The organism is Spirochaetota bacterium (assembly GCA_038043445.1).
In the GTDB taxonomy this organism is placed as follows: domain Bacteria; phylum Spirochaetota; class Brachyspiria; order Brachyspirales; family JACRPF01; genus JBBTBY01.
This window is the reverse complement of sequence record JBBTBY010000028.1, coordinates 1-24,142: the sequence shown is the minus strand read 5'-3', so window position 1 is coordinate 24,142 and position 24,142 is coordinate 1. Positions and strand designations below refer to the sequence as shown.

At 54.9% G+C, this 24,142-nt stretch carries 21 protein-coding genes, 1 tRNA gene and 1 pseudogene; 7 read left to right on the top strand and 16 right to left on the bottom strand.

Annotation, left to right across the window (positions count from 1 at the left end):
• Positions 1-21 precede the first annotated feature (21 nt).
• Positions 22-939, top strand: coding sequence for a sugar phosphate isomerase/epimerase family protein (locus AABZ39_04610; protein ID MEK6794033.1), 918 nt, complete (start codon positions 22-24; stop codon positions 937-939).
• Between the two features lie 46 nt (positions 940-985).
• Here AABZ39_04610 and trxA (AABZ39_04605) read toward each other — a convergent pair whose 3' ends face one another.
• The 9 genes from trxA (AABZ39_04605) to AABZ39_04565 form a co-directional block, all read right to left on the bottom strand.
• A complete protein-coding gene (trxA, locus tag AABZ39_04605) occupies positions 986-1,390 on the bottom strand; it encodes a thioredoxin (GenBank protein MEK6794032.1) in 405 nt (134 codons plus the stop codon).
• Positions 1,391-1,413: 23 nt separating this feature from the next.
• Positions 1,414-1,737, bottom strand: a complete 324-nt coding sequence (gene trxA / locus AABZ39_04600; GenBank protein ID MEK6794031.1) for a thioredoxin — start codon at positions 1,735-1,737, stop codon at positions 1,414-1,416.
• A gap of 65 nt (positions 1,738-1,802) precedes the next feature.
• Entirely contained in the window at positions 1,803-2,132 is a 330-nt protein-coding gene (locus AABZ39_04595; GenBank protein MEK6794030.1) for an HPr family phosphocarrier protein, read from the bottom strand.
• A 36-nt stretch (positions 2,133-2,168) separates the two neighbouring features.
• A complete protein-coding gene (gene hprK, locus AABZ39_04590) occupies positions 2,169-3,128 on the bottom strand; it encodes an HPr(Ser) kinase/phosphatase (GenBank protein MEK6794029.1) in 960 nt (319 codons plus the stop codon).
• The gene (locus AABZ39_04585) at positions 3,125-3,592 is read right to left on the bottom strand and encodes a PTS sugar transporter subunit IIA (GenBank protein ID MEK6794028.1); all 468 of its coding nucleotides are present in this window, start codon (positions 3,590-3,592) and stop codon (positions 3,125-3,127) included. The genes hprK and AABZ39_04585 overlap by 4 nt, the downstream gene beginning before the upstream one ends.
• Before the next feature lie 33 nt (positions 3,593-3,625).
• Entirely contained in the window at positions 3,626-4,423 is a 798-nt protein-coding gene (gene raiA / locus AABZ39_04580) for a ribosome-associated translation inhibitor RaiA (protein MEK6794027.1), read from the bottom strand.
• A 74-nt stretch (positions 4,424-4,497) separates the two neighbouring features.
• Positions 4,498-5,946 carry an RNA polymerase factor sigma-54 gene (gene rpoN / locus AABZ39_04575; protein ID MEK6794026.1) on the bottom strand — a complete coding sequence of 483 codons (1,449 nt, stop codon included), beginning with the start codon at positions 5,944-5,946 and terminating at the stop codon, positions 4,498-4,500.
• Between the two features lie 76 nt (positions 5,947-6,022).
• Entirely contained in the window at positions 6,023-6,202 is a 180-nt protein-coding gene (locus tag AABZ39_04570; GenBank protein MEK6794025.1) for a hypothetical protein, read from the bottom strand.
• Positions 6,195-6,677, bottom strand: a complete 483-nt coding sequence (locus AABZ39_04565; GenBank protein ID MEK6794024.1) for a hypothetical protein — start codon at positions 6,675-6,677, stop codon at positions 6,195-6,197. The genes AABZ39_04570 and AABZ39_04565 overlap by 8 nt, the downstream gene beginning before the upstream one ends.
• Before the next feature lie 258 nt (positions 6,678-6,935).
• On the opposite strand from AABZ39_04565, the pseudogene AABZ39_04560 reads away from it, so the two are divergent.
• From AABZ39_04560 to AABZ39_04545, 4 genes and pseudogenes are all read left to right on the top strand, one after another.
• Positions 6,936-7,046, top strand: a pseudogene (locus AABZ39_04560) (GxxExxY protein).
• Between the two features lie 575 nt (positions 7,047-7,621).
• The gene (locus AABZ39_04555; GenBank protein ID MEK6794023.1) at positions 7,622-10,192 is read left to right on the top strand and encodes a PEP/pyruvate-binding domain-containing protein; all 2,571 of its coding nucleotides are present in this window, start codon (positions 7,622-7,624) and stop codon (positions 10,190-10,192) included.
• Positions 10,193-10,240: 48 nt separating this feature from the next.
• Positions 10,241-14,734 (top strand): glutamate synthase large subunit, encoded by a 4,494-nt coding sequence (gene gltB, locus AABZ39_04550; GenBank protein MEK6794022.1) that lies wholly within the window; start codon positions 10,241-10,243, stop codon positions 14,732-14,734.
• The gene (locus AABZ39_04545) at positions 14,727-16,178 is read left to right on the top strand and encodes a glutamate synthase subunit beta (GenBank protein ID MEK6794021.1); all 1,452 of its coding nucleotides are present in this window, start codon (positions 14,727-14,729) and stop codon (positions 16,176-16,178) included. Before gltB ends, AABZ39_04545 begins: the two co-directional genes overlap by 8 nt.
• 192 nt (positions 16,179-16,370) lie before the next feature.
• Here AABZ39_04545 and AABZ39_04540 read toward each other — a convergent pair whose 3' ends face one another.
• From AABZ39_04540 to AABZ39_04525, 4 genes are all read right to left on the bottom strand, one after another.
• Complete coding sequence (locus AABZ39_04540; protein MEK6794020.1) at positions 16,371-16,700, bottom strand: nucleotidyltransferase domain-containing protein; 330 nt, start codon at positions 16,698-16,700, stop codon at positions 16,371-16,373.
• Positions 16,670-17,092, bottom strand: coding sequence for a HEPN domain-containing protein (locus AABZ39_04535; protein MEK6794019.1), 423 nt, complete (start codon positions 17,090-17,092; stop codon positions 16,670-16,672). Before AABZ39_04535 ends, AABZ39_04540 begins: the two co-directional genes overlap by 31 nt.
• Before the next feature lie 73 nt (positions 17,093-17,165).
• Entirely contained in the window at positions 17,166-18,161 is a 996-nt protein-coding gene (locus AABZ39_04530) for a hypothetical protein (GenBank protein MEK6794018.1), read from the bottom strand.
• Positions 18,162-18,172: 11 nt separating this feature from the next.
• Entirely contained in the window at positions 18,173-19,249 is a 1,077-nt protein-coding gene (locus tag AABZ39_04525) for a CsgG/HfaB family protein (GenBank protein MEK6794017.1), read from the bottom strand.
• Positions 19,250-19,637: 388 nt separating this feature from the next.
• On the opposite strand from AABZ39_04525, the gene AABZ39_04520 reads away from it, so the two are divergent.
• Complete coding sequence (locus tag AABZ39_04520; protein MEK6794016.1) at positions 19,638-20,993, top strand: aspartate kinase; 1,356 nt, start codon at positions 19,638-19,640, stop codon at positions 20,991-20,993.
• Here AABZ39_04520 and AABZ39_04515 read toward each other — a convergent pair.
• Positions 20,990-22,207, bottom strand: a complete 1,218-nt coding sequence (locus tag AABZ39_04515; GenBank protein ID MEK6794015.1) for a hypothetical protein — start codon at positions 22,205-22,207, stop codon at positions 20,990-20,992. The two genes, AABZ39_04520 and AABZ39_04515, sit on opposite strands and share 4 nt — an antisense overlap.
• A 171-nt stretch (positions 22,208-22,378) precedes the next feature.
• Between AABZ39_04515 and AABZ39_04510 the strand changes: the two genes are divergently transcribed.
• A tRNA-Leu gene (locus AABZ39_04510) sits at positions 22,379-22,463 on the top strand.
• Between the two features lie 2 nt (positions 22,464-22,465).
• Here AABZ39_04510 and AABZ39_04505 read toward each other — a convergent pair.
• Both AABZ39_04505 and AABZ39_04500 read right to left on the bottom strand, forming a co-directional pair.
• A complete protein-coding gene (locus AABZ39_04505) occupies positions 22,466-23,287 on the bottom strand; it encodes an MBL fold metallo-hydrolase (GenBank protein MEK6794014.1) in 822 nt (273 codons plus the stop codon).
• 71 nt (positions 23,288-23,358) lie between these two features.
• A partial coding sequence (locus tag AABZ39_04500; protein MEK6794013.1) for a hypothetical protein occupies positions 23,359-24,142 on the bottom strand: 784 nt, incomplete at its 5' end.

Sequence of the window (24,142 nt, the reverse complement as noted above, 5' to 3'; positions counted from 1 at the left end):
TCACAATAACTCAAGGAGCACATGATGTATTTTACCGGATTCGCCGACGAGGCTGGCAAGACCATCGACGTTCAGATCAAGGCGACGAAAGAGCTCGGCTGGACGAACATCGAATCCCGCGCCATTGAAGGCATTAATATGACCGATATTACCGACGCGAAATTCGATGAGGTCGCCGGCAAGCTCAAGGACGCCGGGGTCACTATCAACTGTTTCGGGAGCGCCGTGGCGAATTGGGCGAAGTATCCCGACAGGGAAGAGGATTTTCAGAAAAGCATCGAGGAGCTCACGCGTGCGCTGCCGCGCATGAAGCGCCTGGGCACGAAGTACATACGCGCCATGAGCTTCAAGATGGCCCTCGATAATTACCCGCCGACACCCGAGATAGAAAAGGAAATATTCCGCAAGGTGACGCATCTGTCGAAGATGTGCGAGGACGCGGGCGTCATGTATCTCCATGAGAACTGCATGAATTACGGCGGGCTTTCACAGGCGCATACGCTGAAGCTCATCGAGAACATCAAGTCAAAAGCGTTCAAGCTCGTATTCGACACGGGCAATCCCGTCGCCGCATACGACAGGCAGGCCGGTCTTGCCGATAAACGGCAGAGCGCATGGGAATTCTACTCCGCCGTACGCGACCACATCGAATATGTGCATATCAAGGACGGTGTGTTCAAGGATATGCCGGCGAACGGCTTCTACGCGAACGTCGACTGGAAATACCCCGGCGAGGGCGAGGGCGATGTCATTCGCATCATCGATGACATGGTGAAGCGCGGCTATGACGGCGGATTTTCCATTGAACCGCATATGGCGCTCGTATTCCATGACACATCGATACAGTCGCCGGAAGCGGAGATGTACCGCATCTATGTGGAGTACGGCAAGCGCTTCATGACGATAGTCGAGAACGCGAAGAAAAAAGCGGGGAAATAGAACAGGACATCTACGGCAGAGAACAAGGGCTCATGAGCCCTTGTTCTTATAGCACCTTATTCAGCGCTGCCCTAAGCTGATCTTCCGTGCGCAGGCCCACCATCGTCTCGACCGGTTTTCCGTTCCTGAATATGATGAGCGTCGGTATTCCCGTAATGCCGTACGATGACGGGATCTTATTGTCATCATCGACATTGAACTTGATGAATTTCACTTTCCCTTTATAGGCATCGTCCTGAGAGAGCTTCTCTATCACCGGTGCCTGCATGCGGCAGGGACCGCACCATGGCGCCCAGAAATCGACGAGGACAGGCGCGGTGCTCTTCAGCACGTCGGCATCGAACGCCGCCGCACTGACCGGCATGACACCGCCGCTGACAACGGCATCCTTTTTTCCGCAGCCGAGCGCAAGAACGATCAGAGCCGCGAGCACACAATTTCGCACGAACATGAAGGCCTCCTGTCGTGTATCGATCAGATCATAGCATCGAGGATCTGTATGAGCTGTGCTTCGGTACGCAGACCGACAAGTCGTTCCGCCGGCTGGCCGCCTTTGAAGATGATCATCGTCGGTATGCCCGTTATGCCGAGCTTGACGGCAGTATCCTGATTCTCATCGGTATTGAGCTTGAGAAAGGTTATTTTCCCCTGATACCGGGGGACAAGTTTCTCGAGTATCGGCGTCTGCATGCGGCAGGGACCGCACCACGGTGCCCAGAAATCGACGAGGATAGGCACGCTGCTCTTGAGCACGTCGGCTTCAAATCCTGCATCCGATGTTTCTGCGATAGTACCCATGTCAATTCTCCTCGTACGAGATCCGCTCGGCGTTAATGTAAGAAAAATCCCTGTTCCGGCAACTGTCAATAATCCGCGGCCTCGTCCGCTTCAAGATCGGGGGCAATGTTGTCAAAGCCGGAGTCAAAGAATTCGGAGATCTCCTTTGTCGAGGCTTCCATCATCGGCTTGTCCTTATCCTCGCCTTCTATCTCGAGCACGACCTTGGCGCCGAACACCGCCCCCAGGGTGAGAACGTTCAATATGCTCTTCACGTCGACACGCATGCCGTTGTGCACCATGAATATCCCGATGTCGCCGTATTTCGAACGGTTGGCGATATTGCAGAGCATGCCCGCCGGGCGCGTATGGAGCCCGTTCCTGTTCTTAACCTCGAGTACCGTCGTAAGCGTCATAAAACTTCCGTTCCTTATTTCAATCGGTCCCACGGATCAAAAACCCGTATCGTCCTCTTCTCCCTCGAAGAGGCGCATAACGCGTTTATTGAATTCCTTTGCGGAGTGATACCCAAGCAGCTTCAACCGCTCGTTCTTCGCCGCGGTCTCGATAAGGATATGGATATTGCGTCCCGGGCGCACCGGTATGCAGAGCGATGGTATCTCGACGCCGAGAATGCTCTCGGTGTGGTCCTCAAGCCCGGTCCTGTCATATTCCTTGTCCTCTTTCCAGTCCTCAAGTATAACGATGAGCTCAAGCCGCTTCTTGTTGCGTATCGCCGACATGCCGGACAGACGCGCGATATTGATGATGCCGATGCCGCGCACTTCCATATTGTATTTGAGCACGCGATTGCTCGAACCGATGACCATGCTCCCGCGCAGCGCACGGAAATCGACGCTGTCATCGGCGATGAGGCGGTGCCCGCGCTGTATGAGCTCAAGCGCCGCTTCGCTCTTCCCCACGCCGCTCTTCCCCTTTATGAGAACGCCGACACCGAACACTTCCACGAACACGCCGTGCAGCGTCGTGTGCGGGGCGAATTCCTCTTCGAGGATAGTGGTAAGCCGTTCAATGAGGTCGCCGGTGGAGTGCTCGGTGACGAATACCGGTATCGAATGCCCGCGGGCGCGGTCGGTGAACGCGGGCGGCGGCTCCTGATTGTTCGTGAACACGCACAGCGGTATCTTATAGGAGAACATCTCATCGATGGTGCGGTAATCGTCCGCGGCAATGAGCTTCGCGAGATACCCTATCTCTCCCCTGCCGAATATCTGTATACGGTCATAGCCGAAATTATCGAAGTAGCCGAACAGGTTCATGCCCGGGCGATTGATGTGGTAGCTCGCAAGTTTATTGTCGAACCCCGTCGTCCCGGTGAGCGAACGCATTTTGAGCGTATTCTCGGCCTTGTCATTGATCGCAAGGAGGCGTTCAATAGAAACGCGGCTCATTGTATCTTGGCTTCCTCTTTGGCGATAAGATCGATGACGTCGCGGGGGTTCTCCGCTTTGAGGAGCTTCTCGGTGAGCGCGGTATTGCCGCGCAGTATCTTCGCGATGATGGTGAGGACCTTCAGGTTCTCGCTCGCCGCCTCTTTGGGAGATATGAGCATGAATATGACATGCACATTCTTCTTGTCGACGGCCTTGTATCGTATCCCGGCCTTCGAGGTGGCAAAGGCTATCGTTATCTTGTCGACCTTGTCCGTTTTTGCGTGCGGAATGGCGATCCCGCTCCCCACACCGGTGGACATGAGCCGCTCGCGGGCGAGTATGGCCTTCTCCACTTCCTGCTGATTCGCAATAAGGTTGTTCTCGGCGAGCACGGCGACTATCCGGCTCAGTACCGCTTCCTTTTCCAATTCCGCTATATTGAGGATGATGGAGCGCTCATCCATGCAGTCGACAAGTTTCATCGCACGTCGCCTCCTTCCAGGATGTTCGGGGCCTCAGCGTCCTTCGCTGATGATGACGATCTTCTTTCCGTCCCGGCATACCGCTTCTATCGACCCGGTCACGCTGTTGCGGAACACAAGAAAGCGCTTGCTGCCGCCCGCGGCAACGGTGCGCGATGCGGTCGCCACATTGCATTCGGGAACGACAGCACGTTTCTTCTTCGCATAATTCACGGAAGACCCGCCGGACACCGCCACGATGCGTTCGTACCAGCCGTCAAAACCGAGCACCGTCGTAACGATATTCCCCGGCTGATATCGGTATTCCACGATATCCTTCCCGTTGCGGAAAAGGAATACCGGTATGCGCGACACCTGCACGTTCATCATATCGCGGTTCTTCACGACGGGAAAATAGCCGGAAACAGGATCGCGCTCGAGCGAGAATTCAAGGACAGCCTCGACCTCGTCCATCGGTTTATCCGAGAACGGTGCATAATCGATGTGAATGGTCTCTTCCACCGGCTCGGCACGCGCGATGGCGTTCTTAAGCCCCGCATCATGCTTATGATGCTTGATGATCGCCTTGGTGCTCCTCAATTTCCGGTCTATCTTGACGAACACCAGGTCTATCGCCTCGTGGAACGTCGATGCCGTCTCTGCGAAGCGGAAGAATTTCCCATTGAGAAGAACGGTCACTTCCGCCGTATGATCGAACTTCACCTTCATGAGAAGCACATGCGCGTCGATTATCTTCTTCGAATAGAATTTCAACTTCTCCATGCGCTTGGCGATATGTTCCCTGAGCCCGCGGCCCACTTTCACGTGTCGTCCCTGGATGTTCACATGCATTGTGCGTATCTCCGTTGTATGTTCATGCGTACGCGACCTGTAGAACGACGTCACTCGTGCACGAAACAATCCTGTCAGCGGTCGCGCGAGGAAAGTATTTTAAGCTCTTTTCTATATTTTGCAACCGTCCGGCGGGCGATATGTATACCCCGTTCCGAGAGCACCGCTTTGAGCTTCTCATCGGACAGACTGTCCGGGGCCTCGGCAATGATGCGCCGAAGCTTCTCTTTTACCGACTGCTTGGAATCCGTTCCCGATGACGACCGTACCGACACCGAAAAGAAGAATTTGACCGGGAATATGCCCCACGATGTTTCGACATATTTACTGTTGCTCACCCTGCTCACCGTGGATTCGCTCATGCCTATGGCTCCTGCCACGTCGCGAAGGAGGAGCGGCTTCATATGCTCGGGACCATGCTCGAAGAAATCCCGCTGCAGTTCGATGAGCGCCTTGCCGGTCTTATAGAGCGTGCGCCGCCGCTGTTCTATCGCGTAGATGAGCGCCAATGCGGACGACAGCTTTTCCGAGGCGAATTTCCCCCCGTCCTCGCCGGGGCTCTTCTTGAGCATGGCGCTGTACTTCTCGCTTATGGAAAGTGCCGGAAGAAAATCATCGATGAGCTCAACGTGCCATTCGCCGTCCTTTTTATCTATCCGAATATCAGGGACGATATACCGCACTTTCGTCGTATCGAACGCACGGCCGGGGAACGGCTCAAGGGTCTGGATGACCGCTGCGGAACGCGCTACATCATCGACGCCGACATTGAGCGTTGCTGCGATAAGCGCATGATCCTTCTGCGAGAGCGCATCGAGGTGATCGGCGACGATGCGCTCCGCGAGGGGCTGCCTCGGCGAATAGGCAGCGAGCTCGAGAAGCAGCACTTCTCTCAGGTCGCGCCCGCCGACACCGGGCGGATCGAACGTCTTTATCAGATCAAGTATGCTGTCGACATCTTCCCGGGGCTCATTGAGGTCAAGCGCGATGAGATCGCTCGACATGGAGAGATACCCTTCACGATCGATGAAACCGAGCACTTTCGCGCCGAGCTCGATCTTCTTCTCATCGCCGAGAGACATGCGCAGTTGGCCAAGGAGATGGTCGTAAAGCGTTTCCTTTTCCTCGGCAATGCCACCCTCGATGAAGCGGCGCTTCGAATCTTCCTTGTCATTATCGCGCGGCATGCCGAGGTCGGACGAATCCTCGAGGTAATCGACCCATTCATAGCTCGGCATATCGGGGTCGTTCATGATGTTCTGGTCTATCTCGACCGTATTGCCTTTCTCGTCGCTTTCAAGGAGCGGGTTCTCGGCAAGCTCTTTCTCTATATGCGCAAGCAGGTCAAGATTGGACAGCGTCAAAAGCCCGATGGATTGTATCATCTGCGGGCTTAAGCGAAGCTGCTGTTTCAGCTTGAGATTTAAATGAAGGGCGTTTTTCACCTGCGTTTTCGCTCCTGCATGCGTATAGTACCGCACCGGCGGGTAAAAATCAACCGATATTGCGAATATCGAATGCATGAAGAACAGCGCTCGCGGCGACGCAGCGAATAGTGAAGCCTCGCGGACGAACGGTCGACACACGCCTGTTTAACAATTATGCGTGTTCCGTCTCTTTTTGTTTTGGTATCGCAGGTATGAACCCCAATCGATCTGCTACGACATGACTGTCATGCAATATTTGTTTTAATTGTTCATCAAGCGGCAAATGTTTCACTTCTTCGTATGAGTCATCCTTTATTTCACGCACCATCTCAAGCATTTTACTGTCAGTCATGGATAACCTCCAGCGGATTTGTGATGCGCAGCGGCAGCGTATAGCCCTCATTGATATTTACTGTATGCAGTTTACGCTCACGCTCAATATTTGATAAATGTCGATAATTCCAACTCAGTAAAATATCCATGCCCGATATTGTCGCTATCGCAACATGCAGTGAATCATCAACTGATCTCGGCGGCAATGCACCCTCGGAAATGTATTGCTTCGCCAGTGACAGCACCTCAAATTCATTATAGTGCACCATTGTAATGTTTTTATTCTTTGCCGCATTCATCATTCGTTCACGCAGGGCAGCATCGTTCGTTTTATTAATCTCACGAATCACGACATCTGATAGATAAAACTCATACTCGCCCGTTGGCAACACTGCATCAAATAACTCATTCGTCGTTTGTTTCCAGTCAAGTCGATCATCAGCGAACAGATTACTGATTATTGACGTGTCAAGATATATCTTTAACTTACGCATACCACTACTACTATACCATATTCCAGCGAAATTGCACTCGCCAGTCAGCCGGAGGGCTGATCGCTAACCATTCAGCCCTCCGGCTGCCATCATCTTTTGGAGAGGGCATGCGACATGCTTGCTTGTGCTACTTCGTCTCTAATGGATCGTTATCATCCGGTGGAGACTTGACGGTAACAAGTCGTCGAATGTTGCCAAAGCGCGCGCCCATTATTTCTTCAACGCATTATACATCATCTCAGACTTTTCGTACAGGCTGTGCATAAGAAGCAACTGCTTACGTATCTTAAGCTGACCAACCTTAAACTCGGCCTGCTTCTCAACTTCAACACCGCTCTTCTCAAAGACGGCATAATCCGCATTGTAAATTGTAAACGGTCTGTAAAACAGCTATCACGTCGTCACGTAATATTCTTCTTCCTAATTCTCTGCGTTCCCTGCGCCTCTGCGTGATATCTCTTCTCTTCGTCTTGCTTCCCGTCGCGGCTTCGCGTCGTCGCGAGGTTCCTCTTTCCAACATATTTTCTCCTATCTTTCCGGCTCCAAGATCAAATTCGAAAAAACAGTAGGTTCCTACTCTATACGAATTCGCCCCTCCTTCGTATATTCCCACGCATGACCCGCGGAACAGTTCGCACAGCGGGCGATGAAAACGGAAAACGACAGGAGGACGACATGGTTTCAACAATACGCGGCCACCCGTAGCGGCGGCAGGGCGGTCCAAAGCGGCTTCGGACCTTGTTCGCTTTACGTTCGCTTTGTGTTCGCTTTCTGTTCTATCTCGGTTCGAGGGCGGAAGACGCCTCCCGGCATCGATGATGTATGAAATATACACACCTGATGCCGTCGAGTATCTTCCGCGGCTTTTGAGTGAATACAAGGAGTTTTCAAATGTCCTTGACTACACGATTTTTTGATGTATTATCTACCGCGGTCACAACATCATGGACACCCAAGACATAAAGCTATCCACCGGCATGAGCGGCCTTGACAGCGTATTGAAAGGCCTCATCCCCGGCGACAATGTCGTCTGGCAGATCGACTCCATCGAGGATTATTCGGCGTTCGTCCGCCCCTATGCCGCGGCCGCAATGAAGGCCGGCAAGAAGCTCATCTACTTCCGCTTCGCAAGCCATGCGGCGCTGCTCGGCCAGGAACAGTGCACGGAGATACATACGCTCAAACCCGAAGAAGGTTTCGAAACGTTCATAGCCGCCATCCATTCGGTGATAGAGAAATGCGGACGCGGCGCGTTCTACGTGTTCGACTGCCTCTCGGAACTGGCCGGTGACTGGTATTCGGACCGCATGCTCGGCAATTTCTTCATGCTCACCTGCCCCTATCTCTACGACCTTGAAACGATAACCTATTTCGCCCTCTACCGCGACCGCCACTCGCAGCATGCGACGACGCCCATTGCTGAAACGACGCAGCTTCTCCTCGATGTGATACGCCATAACGCACGCATCTATGTCCGTCCCGTCAAGGTGCAGCACCGCTATTCACCGACCATGCATCTTCTGCATGAGATGCGCAGGGACGAGTTCACTCCCATAACATCGAGCACCGTCATCGCCGATATACTCAACGACGCCGACCTCACCGACATCGACGAATCGATGGACTTCTCCGCGCGCACCGCGCTTGAGGCGGAGGAGATACTCAAGGAAGTGCGTGCCGGACGCGCCCGCATAGACCGCGTGAACGCGGTGTTCACGCAGCTTTGCCGTATGATAATATCGCGCGACGAGAAGATACTTTCGCTCGTCGGCAAGTACATGACGCTCGAGGATGTGCTCGCCATCGCCAAGCGAATGATCGGCTCAGGCCTCATCGGCGGCAAATCCGTCGGCATGCTCCTCGCGCGCTCCATACTCAGGAAGACCGATGCCCGTTTCATGGATGTACTCGAAACGCATGACAGCTTCTTTATCGGTTCGGACGTGTTCTACACGTTCCTCGTGCGCAACGGCGTGTGGTGGATGCGCCAGAAGCAGCGCGACCCGGAACGTTTCCTCGAAGGCGCCGAGGAGGCGCGGCGGAGGATACTCACCGGGCGGTTCACCGACTACATAGTCGAGCGTTTCCGAAAGATGATAGATCATTTCGGCCAATCGCCGTTCATCGTACGGTCCAGTTCTCTCCTTGAGGATAATTTCGGCAATTCATTCGCCGGTAAATACGAGAGCGTGTTCTGCGCCAATCAGGGGCCGCTCGAACGCCGTCTTGAGGATTTCCTCGCGGCGGTGCGCTCCATCTACGCGAGCTCCATGGGCGAACGCGCGTTGAGCTACCGCGCAAGCCGCGGCCTTCTGGACAAGGACGAGCAGATGGCGCTCCTCGTCATGCGCGTATCCGGCGATGCATACGGCAGACATTACTACCCGTCCATGGCCGGTGTCGGCTTCTCGTTCAATCCGTTCGTATGGAATCGCGGCATAGATCCGAAAGCGGGCGTGCTCCGTCTCGTCTTCGGCCTCGGCACGCGTGCCGTTAATCGCGCGGACGATGACTATACGCGGCTTGTCGCACTGAACGATCCATCACGCCGCCCGGAAGCGAGCTTCGATGCGGTACGCCAATACTCGCAGCGCAAGGTCGACTATCTCGATCTTGAGGCCAATCAGCTCGTGTCGGGATATTTCACCGACATCGCAGGCGCCGTCCCGGAAGCGATGCTCGATCTTTTCACCACGACCGGCACATCGGAGAGAAGCTCATCTCGCACCGACCGCGTGCTTACGTTCGATACGCTGCTTTCATCGACACCATTCGCCAAGGATATGCGCGATATGCTCTCGATCCTGCAGGGGGCGTATGATTATCCCGTGGATATAGAATATACGGCCAACTTCGATGCGGAGAAGAACTATCGCATCAATCTCGTGCAATGCCGCCCGCTCCAGGTAAAGGGTGCCGATGTCGCCAAGATCCCCGCGATAGAGGTCGCTCACGACGATATCATCATGCAGGCGCGCTCGGCCGTCGTCGGCCAGAGCCGCATGTCGCGCATCGGGCGCATCATCTATATCGTGCCCGAGAAATACAGCGAACTTCCCGAACGCGAACGCTACGAGATAGCGCATGCCATCGGCGAGATAAACAGGCTCACCCCGGTCGGCATGCATGTCATGCTCATCGGCCCCGGGCGCTGGGGCACAAGCTCACCCGAACTCGGCATACCGGTGACATTCCCCGAGATAAACAGGACGACGATACTCTGTGAACTCGTGATGATGCGCGAAGACCTTGTCCCCGATGTATCGCTCGGAACGCATTTCTTGAACGAGCTCGTGGAATGGGATATGCTCTATCTCGCCCTTTTCCCGCGGCAGGCGGACAGTTTCTTCAACCATACGTTCTTTGAGGGCTCGCCCTCCATACTGGAAGAACTGGTGCCGTCACGCGCGAAATGGAAGGATGTCATCAGGGTCATCGATACGACGAACGCAAAAGGCATCGGTGTAGCCGCCGACGCCCAGGAGCAGAAGGTCATCTGCTATCGGCTGAAATAACGGGCGGTGCACGCTCTTAGCCTTTGAGCGCAACGAGAAGGATACTGCATGAGTACTCACGGCCTCTACGATCCGGCATTCGAGCACGACAGCTGCGGCGTGGGCTTCGTCTGCGATATTCAGGGACGCCGTTCCCGCACGATAGTATCGCAGGGCCTTGAAGTACTGCGGCGTCTCTCGCATCGCGGGGCGACCGGGGCGGACCCGAAGACAGGCGACGGCGCAGGCATTCTCATGCAGATGCCGCATCGCTTTTTCGAGAAGGTATCCGCGGACGCCGGATTCTCACTCCCCGCTGTCGGCGAATACGGTACCGGCCTCGTCTTCCTCCCGCAAAAGAAAGAAGAGCGCGATACATGCAAGCGCGCCCTCGAAAGTGCCGTGAACGCCGAAGGGCTTTCCATCATTGGCTGGCGAACGGTGTCGGTCAACGGCAAAGAGATCGGCAAGACCGCGCAGGCAAGCCAACCGGTCATAGAACAGCCTTTCATCGCGCGCCGCAAGGCTATGACGGACACGCTGTCCTTCGAGCGTTCACTGTATCTCGTCAGGAAGATGGCGGAAAATACAGTACGCGCTTCATCCATTGAACAGAAAAAGTTCTTCTATATAACGAATCTATCCTGCCGCACCTTCTCCTACAAAGGGCTTCTCATGCCCGATCAGATGGAGAAATTCTTCCCCGAGCTTTCCGACCCGTCGATAGAAAGCGCGATCGCCATCGTACATTCCCGCTACAGCACCAACACCTTCCCCACCTGGGACCTTGCACAGCCCTTCCGCTATCTCGCGCACAACGGCGAGATAAACACCCTGCAGGGCAGCGTCAACTGGATGCGTTCGCGCGAACAGGTGATACAGAGCCCGCTCTTCGGCGACAGGATAAAGCATCTCTCCCCGCTCATCGTCCCCGGCGGCAGCGATTCCGCCGCGCTCGATAATGCCTTCGAGCTCCTGCTCCTCTCGGGACGCTCGCTCGCGCATGCGATGATGATGCTCGTCCCCCCGGCATGGGAGAATAATAAGCTTATCGATAAGAAGCTTAAGGATTTCTATCTCTATCACGCCTTGCTCATGGGGCCGTGGGATGGGCCCGCTGCGCTTGCGTTCAGCGACGGCACCGAAGTGGGCGCGCTCCTCGACCGTAATGGCCTGCGCCCGGCGCGCTACATACAGACAAAGAGCGGCATGGTGGTCATGGCTTCCGAGGTCGGCGTGCTCGATATACCGCCGGAGGATATCGCCGTTTCAGGGCGCATAGAACCGGGAAAGATATTCCTCGTCGATACCGCAAAAGGTCGCATCATCGATGATGCCGAGGTGAAGGATACCGTCGCTTCCCAGAAGCCCTACAGCGAATGGACGGCGAACACGATACTCTTCAGCGACATCCCGCCGGCAGCAAAAACACCGGCTGCCATCGACAATGCGGTGACGCAGTTCAAGGCATTCGGCTACACGCGCGAGGACATGCGTATCATCATGAAGCCCATGGCGGAGAACGCTGAGGAGCCGGTGGGCTCCATGGGTAATGATACGCCGCCCGCGGTGCTGTCGAACATGCCGCATCATATCTACACGTATTTCAAGCAGCTCTTCGCGCAGGTAACGAACCCGCCGATAGACCCGATACGCGAAGAGATAGTGATGAGCATGAAAAGCTATCTCGGGCCGCAGGGCAATATCCTCGAAGAAAGCCCGGAGCATGCAAAGCGTCTTGTGCTTGAGAACCCCATCCTTACCGATGAGGAAATGCTCAGGCTGGAGACATTAGCATCGCGCGGATTCAGCACCCGGCGTATACCGATAGTGTTCGATGCAAAGAAGAACGATCTCAAAGCGGCGCTTGACCGTGTCTGCGCCGAAGCTGAACAGGCCGTACGCGACGGCATATCGTTCATCATCCTTTCGGACCGTTCCGTGAACGCGGATAACGCCCCCATTCCCGCGCTCATCGCCGTCGGGGCGGTGCATCATCATCTGGTAAAGGTTTCACTTCGTGTAAAGACCGATCTCATACTCGAAACAGGCGAGCCGCGCGAGGTCCATCACTTCGCACTTCTTTTCAGCTACGGCGCGGACTGCGTCAATCCCTATCTCGCCTACGAAGCGGTGCGCCACGCGGTAAAGGATTTCGCCGTACCCATCGATGATGCCAAAGCGGTGTACAATTATATCAAAGCGATAAAGAAGGGCTTGTTCAAAGTATTCTCGAAAATGGGCATATCCACCCTGCAGGGCTATCGCGGCGCGCAGATATTCGAGGCGCTCGGTGTAGGCCCGGAAGTGATAGAACGCTGTTTCGCGGGAACCGTCTCGCGCATCGGCGGCATCACCTTCGATACCATCGCCGAAGAGACGCTCATGCGGCACACGACCGCATACGGCATAGCGAAGAAGACCGTGAGCGGCGGACTCTATCAATGGCGGCGCGACGGTGAATATCATCTCTGGAACCCCGAGACGATAGCGGCTATACAGGAAGCCACACGCACCGGCAATTACGCGCGCTATAAGGAATTCGCCGCACTCATCAACGATCAGTCGAAGAATGCGGGCACGCTCCGCGGCATGTTCATGTTCAAAAAGACGAAGGCGATAGCGCTCTCGGATGTTGAGCCTGCGAAGAACATCACCAGGCGATTCGTCACCGGTGCGATGAGCTTCGGCTCGATAAGCCGCGGCGCGCATGAATCGATAGCCATTGCCATGAACCGCATCGGCGGGATGTCGAACACCGGTGAGGGCGGCGAGGACCCCGCGCGTTTCACGAAACTCCCCAACGGCGATTCGCGCCGGAGCGCGATAAAGCAGGTGGCGAGCGGACGTTTCGGCGTAACGACGAATTATCTCATCAACGCGGATGAACTGCAGATAAAGATTGCGCAGGGCGCCAAGCCCGGCGAGGGCGGACAGCTCCCCGGCCATAAGGTCAATGCGGTGATAGCACGTACGCGCTACACCACCGAGGGGGTAACGCTGATATCCCCTCCCCCGCATCACGACATCTATTCCATAGAGGACCTCGCGCAGCTCATCTTCGATCTCAAGAACGTTAATCCATCGGCACGCATAAGCGTAAAGCTCGTGTCCGAGATTGGTGTCGGCACCATTGCTGCCGGTGTGGCAAAAGGCCATGCGGATATGATACTCATCGCCGGCGGCGACGGCGGTACCGGCGCTTCGCCGTTAAGCTCGATAAAACACGCGGGGCTCCCGTGGGAGCTCGGGCTCGCCGAAACGCATCAGACACTTGTCATGAACGACTTGAGGAGCCGTGTGCGCCTCCAGACCGACGGCCAGATACGCACGGGGCGCGACCTTGTCATCGCCGCCATGCTCGGTGCGGAGGAATACGGATTCGCCACGAGCGCGCTTATCGTGCTCGGCTGCGTCATGCTCAGGCATTGCCATCTCAATAATTGTTCGGTCGGCGTCGCCACACAGGACGAACTCCTCGAACGGCGCTTCCGCGGGAAGGTCGATCATCTCGTCAATTTCTTCACCTACATCGCGGAGAACGCACGCGAGGAAATGGCCGCACTCGGCGTAAAAAGCATCGACGAGCTCATCGGGCGGAGCGACCTCCTTGAAACGAATACCGCCATACTCCCCTGGAAAGCGAAGGGTATAGACTTCTCGCGCATATTCTATCGCCCGGACGTGCCGAAGAACGTCGCCGTTCGCAGAACGATAATGCAGGACCACGGCATCGAGAACGTGCTTGACAGGACGCTCATCGAAAAAGCGGCAAGCGCGCTTAACGAACAGAAGGCCGTTTCTATCGAGCTCCCGATACGCAATGTGAACCGCACGACAGGCGCCATGCTCTCGGGCGAGGTCTGCAAGCGTGTCGGCGAGGAAGGGCTTCCCGACGACACGATACATGCCCGTTTCACCGGCATCGCCGGCCAGAGTTTCGGGGCCTTCCTCACCAACGGCATCACCTTCGAACTTGAGGGCATGGCGAACGACTATGTCGGCAAGGGGCTTTTCGGCGGGCGCATCATCATCTATCCGCCGAAGCAGGCTTCATACGACAGCGCGAAAAATATCATCATCGGGAACACGACGTTCTACGGCGCCATACGCGGCGAGGCGTACATACGCGGCGTTGCCGGCGAGCGGTTCTGCATACGTAATTCCGGCGTCTATGCCGTCGTCGAAGGCGTGGGCGATCACGGCCTTGAATACATGACCGGCGGACGCGTGGTCATTCTCGGCAGGACAGGACGCAATTTCGCCGCGGGCATGTCCGGCGGCATCGGATATGTATACGACATCGACGGCGACTTCAGGGATAAATGCAATATGGATATGGTCGAGCTCTCCGGACTCAACGACTATGACACGACGCTCGTGCGTTCCCTCATCCATAATCATTTCCGATACACCAGAAGCCCTGCGGCAAGAACGGCGCTCGACGATTTCAGCGCGGCAGAGAAACGGTTCATCAAGGTGATGCCGCTCGAATACAAGCGCATACTTGAGACGAAGGACGTCAATAAGCAGATGCGTCTGGCAGGAGCATACGATGGCTAAGAAGGATGTGCATGCGTTCCTGAAGATAGGCCGCCGTCACGAGGAATACCGCCCGGTGTACGAACGCCTTAAGGATTACAGACACGTCGCACTTGAACGCTCGGTCGAGGAAACGACGGCGCAGACGTCGCGCTGCATGGACTGCGGGATACCGTTCTGCCACTGGGCCTGCCCCATAGGCAACATCATACCGGAATGGAACGACCGCATGATGATGGGCGACCACCGCCGCGCCTTCGAGCTCCTCGATTCGACGAATAATCTCCCCGAAGTGACCGGCCGTGTCTGTCCCGCCCCGTGCGAATATTCCTGCGTACTCGGCATCAACCACGCGGCGGTATCGATACGCGAAAATGAGCTCGGCATCAGAGAGTATGCGTTCCGCCAAGGCATCATAACGCCGCGTCCGCACGTACAGAGAACGGGAAAGAAGGTCGCCGTTGTCGGGTCCGGCCCCTCAGGCATAGCGTGTGCATCACAGCTCAATCGCGCAGGTCATACGGTGACCGTGTTCGAGAAGGAAAAGCTCGCCGGCGGTATCATGCGCTACGGCATACCCGACTTCAAGCTCGAGAAATGGGTGCTCGACCGCCGCATCGATCTCCTCACAAAAGAAGGGATATCATTCGTCACCGGCACCGACGTCGGATCGCCGGCATACCCCGCATCGAAGCTCACCGCCGAATTCGACGCGGTGTGCCTCGCCGGCGGAGCGAAAAAACCGCGCGACCTTGCCATACCCGGACGCGAGATGTCGGGCATTTATTACGCCATGCAGTATCTCACGCAATCAAACAAGCGCATCTCCGGTGAAGCGTTCAGCGAGGCCGTCATCGATGCAAGGGATAAAAGCGTCGTCGTGATAGGCGGCGGCGATACCGGGAGCGACTGTGTCGGCACGGCGAACCGCCAGGGCGCGAAACATGTGGTGCAGATCGAAGTGCTTCCCATGCCCCCCGACTCGCGCACCGATATGTATCCCTGGCCGAAATTCCCCATGCTCTTAAAGACAACATCGAGCCATGAAGAAGGCGTCGTACGCGATTGGGCCGTGCTCACGAAGCGTTTTCTCGGCATGAACGGCGCGGTAAAGAAGATAGAATGTGTGCGCGTGGATTTCTCTCAGAAGGACGCGAAGGGCGCCCCGATAATGAAGGAAGTGCCGCACAGCGCATTCACCATAGAGGCCGACCTCGTGCTCCTGTCGATAGGCTTTCTCGGCCCCGTGAGGGAAGGCATGCTCACCGATATGGGCACGGCGTTCGACGAGCGCGGCAATGTGAAGACCGACGCGAACGGCATGACGAGCGTAAAGGGCGTATTCTCCGCAGGCGACATGCGCCGCGGGCAGTCGCTCATCGTCTGGGCAATATCCGAAGGCCGCCGTACGGCGCGTTTCATCGATGAATACCTCATGGGTGCGAGCGATCTGTCGGTCATGTAGGGATAAGAAGCACGGGGCCAAGACCCCGTGCTTTGTACATATAGAATGAAAGAGCACACGGGGCTTCAGCCCCGTGTGTGCACACCTCAATAGAAAATTGTCTCGAAAACATGTTTGCCATATGAGCATAGGCGAACGGCAGGATGGAGGTGCGTTTCATTCCGGTCATGTAGTGTTCGGAACGACGAGTCATCATGCCGCAACTGGTATGGCGGTTCGTTTGATCTCGGAAAGGATACTTGCAGCCGGCGGATCATCGTATTCATCACGGAAAACACAGAACGGCTCTATCGAAACATCGACCTTTCGCGCCAAGCCGAATAATCGTGTCGCATATTCGATCTTATCCCCATGGGCAATGTCGAGCACAACCGCAATATCGATATCGCTTGCACCGGTCGCGCTGCCTTTTGCGTACGATCCGTATAAGAATACCCTGGCACCAGGAAAAGAACTCTGCACCAATGATGCATATCGGGCTGTCACCGATCTTATCGTATCGCTATCTTTGACCGTAGCCATTGGTACACCTCCTTCATTTCTGCGATAAGTGCAACCGCTCTTTCGTGCGTGAACGATACCGAAAGAGTTTGTATTTCTTCAGTATACCGCGATTGAATATAATAAGCGTTCAATGAGTCAAGGAATGATATCTGCTTTTCGCTCATAGCCTCAGCAAGACCGGTTTCTTCCGCAAGTTTGTTCAGATTGTGCGTATACGGAGGCGTTTTTCCGTATCGATACACATAATATGCCTTCAGAACCTTTTCAATCGCCTGCTGACAGGTAAATGCCACGTAGAGATACCGCGCTGCCGATAACATCGAATCAGCGGTGGCAAGATCGTATTCCGCAAGGCTTATCCAATTCGCTACGGTGTTCTCATTCATGCGGTCAGTATAGCTGAATCCCATCGGAATTCAAGGAGTGAGTGCGCTTCATCGATGAATACCTCATGGGTGCGAGCGATCTGCCGGTCATGTAGCGTCAGTTCGGTATATTCATCTTTACCAGGAACGTCCCGCTATATCCTGAAAAGTTCTCGATAAACGGCTGGCCAATTGTATACAGATTCACTCCGTCGCTGGCAAGTCCGTTCGCATAACCGCTCATCCTCTGACTGACTTTGCCGACATACGTTAACGTTCTCGGATCGATGATAAATATTGTTTTCGCCTCGCCATTATCCCAGCGGACAGTACCGTTATCGATTGTGGGCGTACGATACATCACATACAATTTACCGCGATGGAAAGCCATTCCGAAGCATTGACCGGCCGGGACACGAAGCCCGACAAGGAAGCGCATATTATTATCATACAGTGCTGAATGCGTCAAATTTGAAACACTGAATGCGTATCGATACTTGCGTATCTGTTCCTGAATCGGCGGGCTATCACTTTCGGGATAAGGATTTTCCGTTTGTATCGGCTGATGATAGCGTATGAACCAATAGCTCCCGTCAGCAGGATTAATTTTCATGTACTTTGCCTGAAAATCATAGAATTCGCTGCCGCCCCAGCCGTAATCGCCGGGATTAATATTTGAAGAAGCAGCCAGGTTTGTTTTAAAGTAAACTTTCATCCCGGTTGCAGTCCGTCCTGTCATGTAAAAACTCCCAACGCAGGATTCAATGCCGAAATAATCCATCTGAGTATTCGAGATAATTACCGTATGAAGGAGTATGCCGTTTGTTGAGACGACATCGCATCTGTCTTTTCTCAAGACAAAAACATTGGTGCCGGTTACGGTCAGGTCATATCCGCTGTCATTCATGAATATCTGAGGGTCATATATGCCCGCCCCGTTCGAATACACCGTTACTGATGAAGGCGTTACATTCGGCAGATTCAGAAAATCAACATCCCCTAGCGGGGCAAGGCCCATGAGCAGCTCGAATGGCCGCGCATTGGGCGTACACCCGGCAGTGCCGAGTATGATGAACGCGGACAGAGCCGAGAGCAGCTGTATAGAGTATTTCATTTTCATCTCCCTTAGAACATTATCCCGAGCGTGCTCGAGCCTTTGAACGAATTATAGTTGATACTGCCGGTGTCTATATACCCGCCTGTTCCCAGGAAAACGTGATAGGTGAATTCATTTTTCAGGAATATCCCGACTACATCAAACAACTTAATATCGAATGTTATAACGCCGCCAAGCGTCATCATGCTGAACATCTGAGTATACTCGATACCGTTAAGCGTCGCACGCTCCATAAGGAACAGATACCCCGCCTGGCCGGCGATGATAGTATTCACCGGGCCGAGCTTGAGCGTAACGCCGACAAGCGGACATATATAGGGGTTTATCCATATAGCTGAAGCGGCAGAAAGACCCGGGCTCCGCTCGGCTCCGCCGTTATTCGTATTTATCGATGTTATGTATGCTTCACACCCGATCATCCATGTCAATTTCAGCACGTCGTTCTTTTTGCCGAAAAGGCGGCCGCGGAGGAATATATCGCCGCCCATTCCCGTTTCGTAGGGCAATTCCGTTGGGACAGAATAACTCATCCTGCCGTATGTTATCAGAAAACCGGCGTATATCCCCTCAATATAAAATGAATAGCTCGAAATATCTTCCGGTTTTTTCTCTCCTGTCAAACCTTCTACGAGCTCTACGATAGCCTTCTCGAGCTTATCCATCGACTCGAACTGCACACGCGCGGTTTTCTCTATCTTCGAGCTTTCCACCGATATCATCTCGACGCTCAGGAAGTACTTGCCGCTCGTTTTCGCGAGCACGCCGTTTATCATATACTCCATATTGAGCATTTTACCCAGCTTCACTGCGCATTCGCTGTCCGTACAGCCTGTCTGCTGGAATTCCTGCTCGGACATGATGCTCTGCATGTTCTTCCTGTCAAGCACATCGTACTTTCCGCTGTCGACAAGTTCATTGCGGAAAATGTCGTTGACGAGCGTCGTTTCCATGGCAGCGACACTATTCGCCTTGAAATCGAGCACGCCGACGCGGACCTTCTTGACGACCGGTTTTTTCGCTGCGTCCGCAGCAAAGCCGACCGTACAGCACACAAGGAATGATAATAGAAGCAACCCCGCTCGCATAGATATCTCCTCAAGCTCAATAGTAGTTCGTGATTCTATCACCCGCCGGAATTATGTCAATAGAATTCCGTAAGGTATCAGAGGATACATTATCTTATCGCTAGACATTTATCGGTACACCCGCATTATCACGCAAGAAAAGAAAACCACCGAGGGCACAGAGAATACAAGAGAGTACAGTGGAAATATATTTGAGAAGAAAATTGCAACAGGTTCACCACTCGGGAGAAAATGGTCAACTTCTCGACTTTGATCTCTCAGGCTTTTCTCCGTGATCTCCGTGGTTTCTCTTTTCCCTTATGACAATGAATTTTTCTCTGTATGCATTTGACAGCATCCCCCACATCTGATATTATCCCCGCGGCATTCATTCAACACGAGGATTACCATGAAAGTCGCGAAATTCGGCGGCACATCGCTTGCCGGGGCACAGCAGATAAAGACCGTATGCGATGTGGTCCTTGCGGACAGCGCACGAAAGTATGTGGTCGTCTCCGCGCCGGGAAAACGCAGCAAGACGGACACCAAGGTCACCGATCTCCTTATCGCAGCGGCGGAAAAATATCTGTCGACGAAGAGCGCAGAAAAGGAGATAATGGCCGTCATTTCGCGCTACCGTGAGATAGCCGATGAACTTTCCGTACCGAACGACATCATGGGCACCATCGAGAAGGATTTCCGCTCACGGCTCGTTTCGCATACGAGCGACAGGGAGAAATATCTCGACAACATGAAAGCGGCAGGCGAGGACAATTGCGCCAAGCTCGTCGCGGCATATCTCGTCAGTCGCGGCGTGAAAGCACAGTACGTCAACCCGCGCACCGCCGGTCTCATGGTAAGCGATGAATTCGGCAATGCGCAGGTGCTCGAGAAGTCATACGATTCGCTCAAGAAGCTCAAGAACGCGAAGGGCATCGTGATATTTCCCGGATTTTTCGGCTTTTCCCCCCGCGGCGATATCGTGACCTTTCCCCGCGGCGGCTCCGACATTACCGGCGCCATACTCGCCCGTGCCGTGGGCGCCGAGGTGTACGAGAATTTCACCGATGTGGATTCCGTGTTCGCGGCATCGCCCGCTATCGTCAAGAATCCCGCGCCGATAGCCGAGCTCACCTATCGCGAAATGCGCGAGCTTTCGTATGCCGGATTCAGCGTATTCCACGAAGAAGCGCTCGTCCCCGCGTATCAGGGCGGTGTGCCGGTGAACGTGCGCAACACGAATAATCCGTCGGCGCCGGGAACGCGCATCGTACAGCGCCGCACGATAACGGACACGCCGGTGGTCGGCATCGCGAGCGACGCTGGTTTTGCCTGCATCTACCTCAGCAAATACCTCATGAACCGCGAGATAGGCTTCGGGCGCAGGCTCTTGAAGATCCTCGAGGAAGAGAAGATACCCTTCGAGCATATGCCGTCGGGCATAGACAATCTTTCCGTCATCGTCCGCGAAAAATTCTTCGATGCAGTGACGGAAAAACGCGTGCTCGCGAAGATTCGCAATGAGCTCAAGGTCGATGATGTGGCCGTCGAACGCGGTATCGCCATTCTCATGGTCGTCGGCGAAGGCATGCGGCACATCGTCGGCATCGCAGGGCGCATCACCGGCGCGCTCGCGAAAGCGAACGTCAATATCGAGATAATCAATCAGGGCTCGTCGGAAGTGAGCATGATGTTCGGCATTAAGGCGAAGGACAATGCGAAAGCAGTAGCCGCCATTTACGGGGAATTCTTCGGACGCGCCTAATTCGGCGGTACGGACGCTTTCGCCGGGGCATCCTCACGGTAGATACGCTCAGCCGTCTTCGACAGCCACCACGACGCCGCATAGAGCGCATCCGCCCTGTCGAGCCAGTCACGCTCAATCGATGCGGAAAGGAAATCCGCGAGCAGAAGCTTCACGAATATCGTTTTCGCATACACCCATTCTATCACGCGCGCATCGGACGCGAGCAGAAGTGAGCGGGACACCGGCAGTGCCTCGATGCGGTACTGCATGTTCGCGCGTATGATGCTTGCACGTACGGAGAACCACCACGGCGCCCCGCAGTATACGTTCCTCCGCGCGCGCGCCGACTGCACGAGATCGACCGCGGACAGCTCCGCGGCATTGAGCACCTCGAATATTATCGTCGGGTATTTTTCGAATATCTCGTTCATGCGCGGTATGCGCTCGGTATCGTTCACGGAAACGGCAATGGTCGGCCTGCGCCGAACACCGGTAAAAAGCTGCACGTGCAACGACCGACGTGCAAGCGAGGAGAAAAGCGCATGCCCGAGGACAAGCCTCACCGCATCACGCGTATTGCCTGTTGCAGCGAGCACGGGTACTTTCGCAGCGCCGTCCATGCCGTCGAACGGGTACGGTGCTATACGTACGGTACGAATACCCTGGTCGTACAGCGCGCCGACGGCACTGTCCAGTTCCGCGGCGACCTCCGCGGCCTTGTCCGCCTGCTTCTGCGAAACGAGCACGGCATCGATGACACGATCGTTCAATCTGTCGAATACGGGTACTGAATGGATGATGCCCGCGAGCGATGCAAGGTCATTGGGCGCGGTAATACCCGCCACGATACGGAACAGAGAACCGCGCGCACATATCTGCCTGGGCCATGCGGGATCGGCCGCGTTCGCCTTGATGCGCTCATTCGCGTCGTGAATGCTCGCTGTACCGTCGATAGTCACCCCGTAGAGGTCCTTGAGCATGCGGCGCACGATGCGGTTCCAATGCGTCGTCCGGGATTCCGAAAAAGCCTTCGCAAGCGCTTCGACACGCTCCGGCTCAGGTAATTTTTCCGCCTGCGCGGGATACCCCGCCGCTTCAAGTTCCTGCCTCAACCAGAAGTAATGTACGATGTCCCAGATATCGCGGGCGCCGATCTTCGGCGATGACTCGAGATGCGTATGCGTATCCCACGCAGCGAGCGGCAGGAGTTCCTCAAATATTTCCATACGCATGTGTTCACTATAATCCGTTGCAGCGAAATTGTCAATTCGGTATTGCATTTTGACGTCACTGTGCTACCATGCGCCACGCGTGGCACAAGGATGTGCCAGCTGCGCGAGGCATGGATGCCGACTCGCGCATGGATGGCTTGGGCGCTACGCATTCGCCCGGCCGACGAGAACGCCCGGGTGGCGGAATTGGTAGACGCAACGGATTTAAAATCCGTTGGCTGTAACGGCCATGCCGGTTCAAGTCCGGCCCCGGGCAATTCAGAGCGTTATCGACGAATTCTCGCGCGCAGGAACGGTGTTCCTGAACAGCTTTTTCGCTTTCCGCACGATCGAATCGACCTTGGCGTCGGTGTAGAGCGGATCGTAATGGAAAAGCACGAGCTTTTTCACTCCCGCCTTGGCTGCAACAGCAGCGGCTTGCCGAAACGATGAATGCCCCCATCCCGCATGCGTAACGATATCCTCATCGTCGTACTGCGAATCATGTATGAGGATATCCGCCCCGCGGGCAAGATCGATGACGCGTTCGTCGAGATCTTTCCCAGGGTGCTCGGTATCGGTCGAATATGCGAGCACGGCCCCGTCCGCCTCGATGCGGTAGCCATATGCGCCGCCGGGATGGGTATGCTCCATGGCCGTTACCCGAACATCCCTGCCGAGGGTGAATGTCCCGTCCTCGACCTTGGTAAAATCCATATGCGCACCGAGCTCATTCAGACTGACCGGGAAATACTTATGCTCCATCTGCCCCGACATTATCTCTTCGAGCGACTTCGTATACCGCGATTTCCCGTAGATATGGAAGCGGTTCGCTTTGTTGAAGATGGGCATGAAGAACGGGAATCCCTGGATATGGTCCCAATGCGTATGGCTGAGAAGAACATGCGCCTCTATGGGCTTGCGCTTGAATTCTTTTATCAGCGAGTGTCCGAGGCCGCGTATACCGGTACCGGCGTCCAGTATTAATATCGTGCCCTTAGCTGAGCGGACCTCGACGCAGGCGGTATTGCCGCCGTATTTCATCATGTCGGCGGCGGGCACCGGGGTCGAGCCGCGCACACCGTGAAAACGTATCGTCATGAATGCTCCTCGTTCATGACATTATACGTGTACAGGGGATTTTGTAAATAATAGCACGTGTCGGAACGCGGTTATTTCGCGACGACGAACATGCCGCGTTTACTGAACACCGTGCCGCTGTCGGATGAGATGCGCACCTGATAGACATAGATACCGAGGGGTATCCGGCTACCGCGCGGCGACCATACGATGGTGTTCTCCCCGGGCAGACCGCTGCCGCTCGTGCGATGGACAAGCGCACCGGAAGAGTTATACACCTCGAAATCCATTTGTCTGCTGCCGGCGATGTTGAGCGATACGGTAAGGCTCACCTTCCCATCGACATCCGGCTTGTAGGTCCGATGCATCGATATGAGATCGATCGGCTCACCCTCCGGCAAACCGCCCATAATGGCCTTGAGCCAAACGACGGGGTTCGGATCGGTCGTATTACTTATGACAAGGTCATAATTGCCGAACGGAAGTGCGATATCGGCGGTCACGGCGCGGATCGTATCGTAGGTTGCCACCGTCATATCGATGACATTGAGTCGCACTACGGCACCGGTCTGGCGATTGCGTGCGAGTATCCTCGTGTTTATCGGGTCATAGAAATTGCTTATCGACAGCACCAGCCGTCCGCTGGTAATATTGCTGGCATAGAGATACGGACGCCGCACGGCAGCGAGGGTATCGACGCTGTTGTCGAAGACAAGAGAGACGTTCGTAAGGATGGGCGTATACCCCTGCATGCCGGTGAACATCCTCATTTTATACTGGAAATATTGCGCATTCGATTTTATCCGCCCTGCAGCAATACTCGCCTGCGGATTGTAATTGCCTAACGCCGAGGTAATATTGGTGAACGGTATGCCC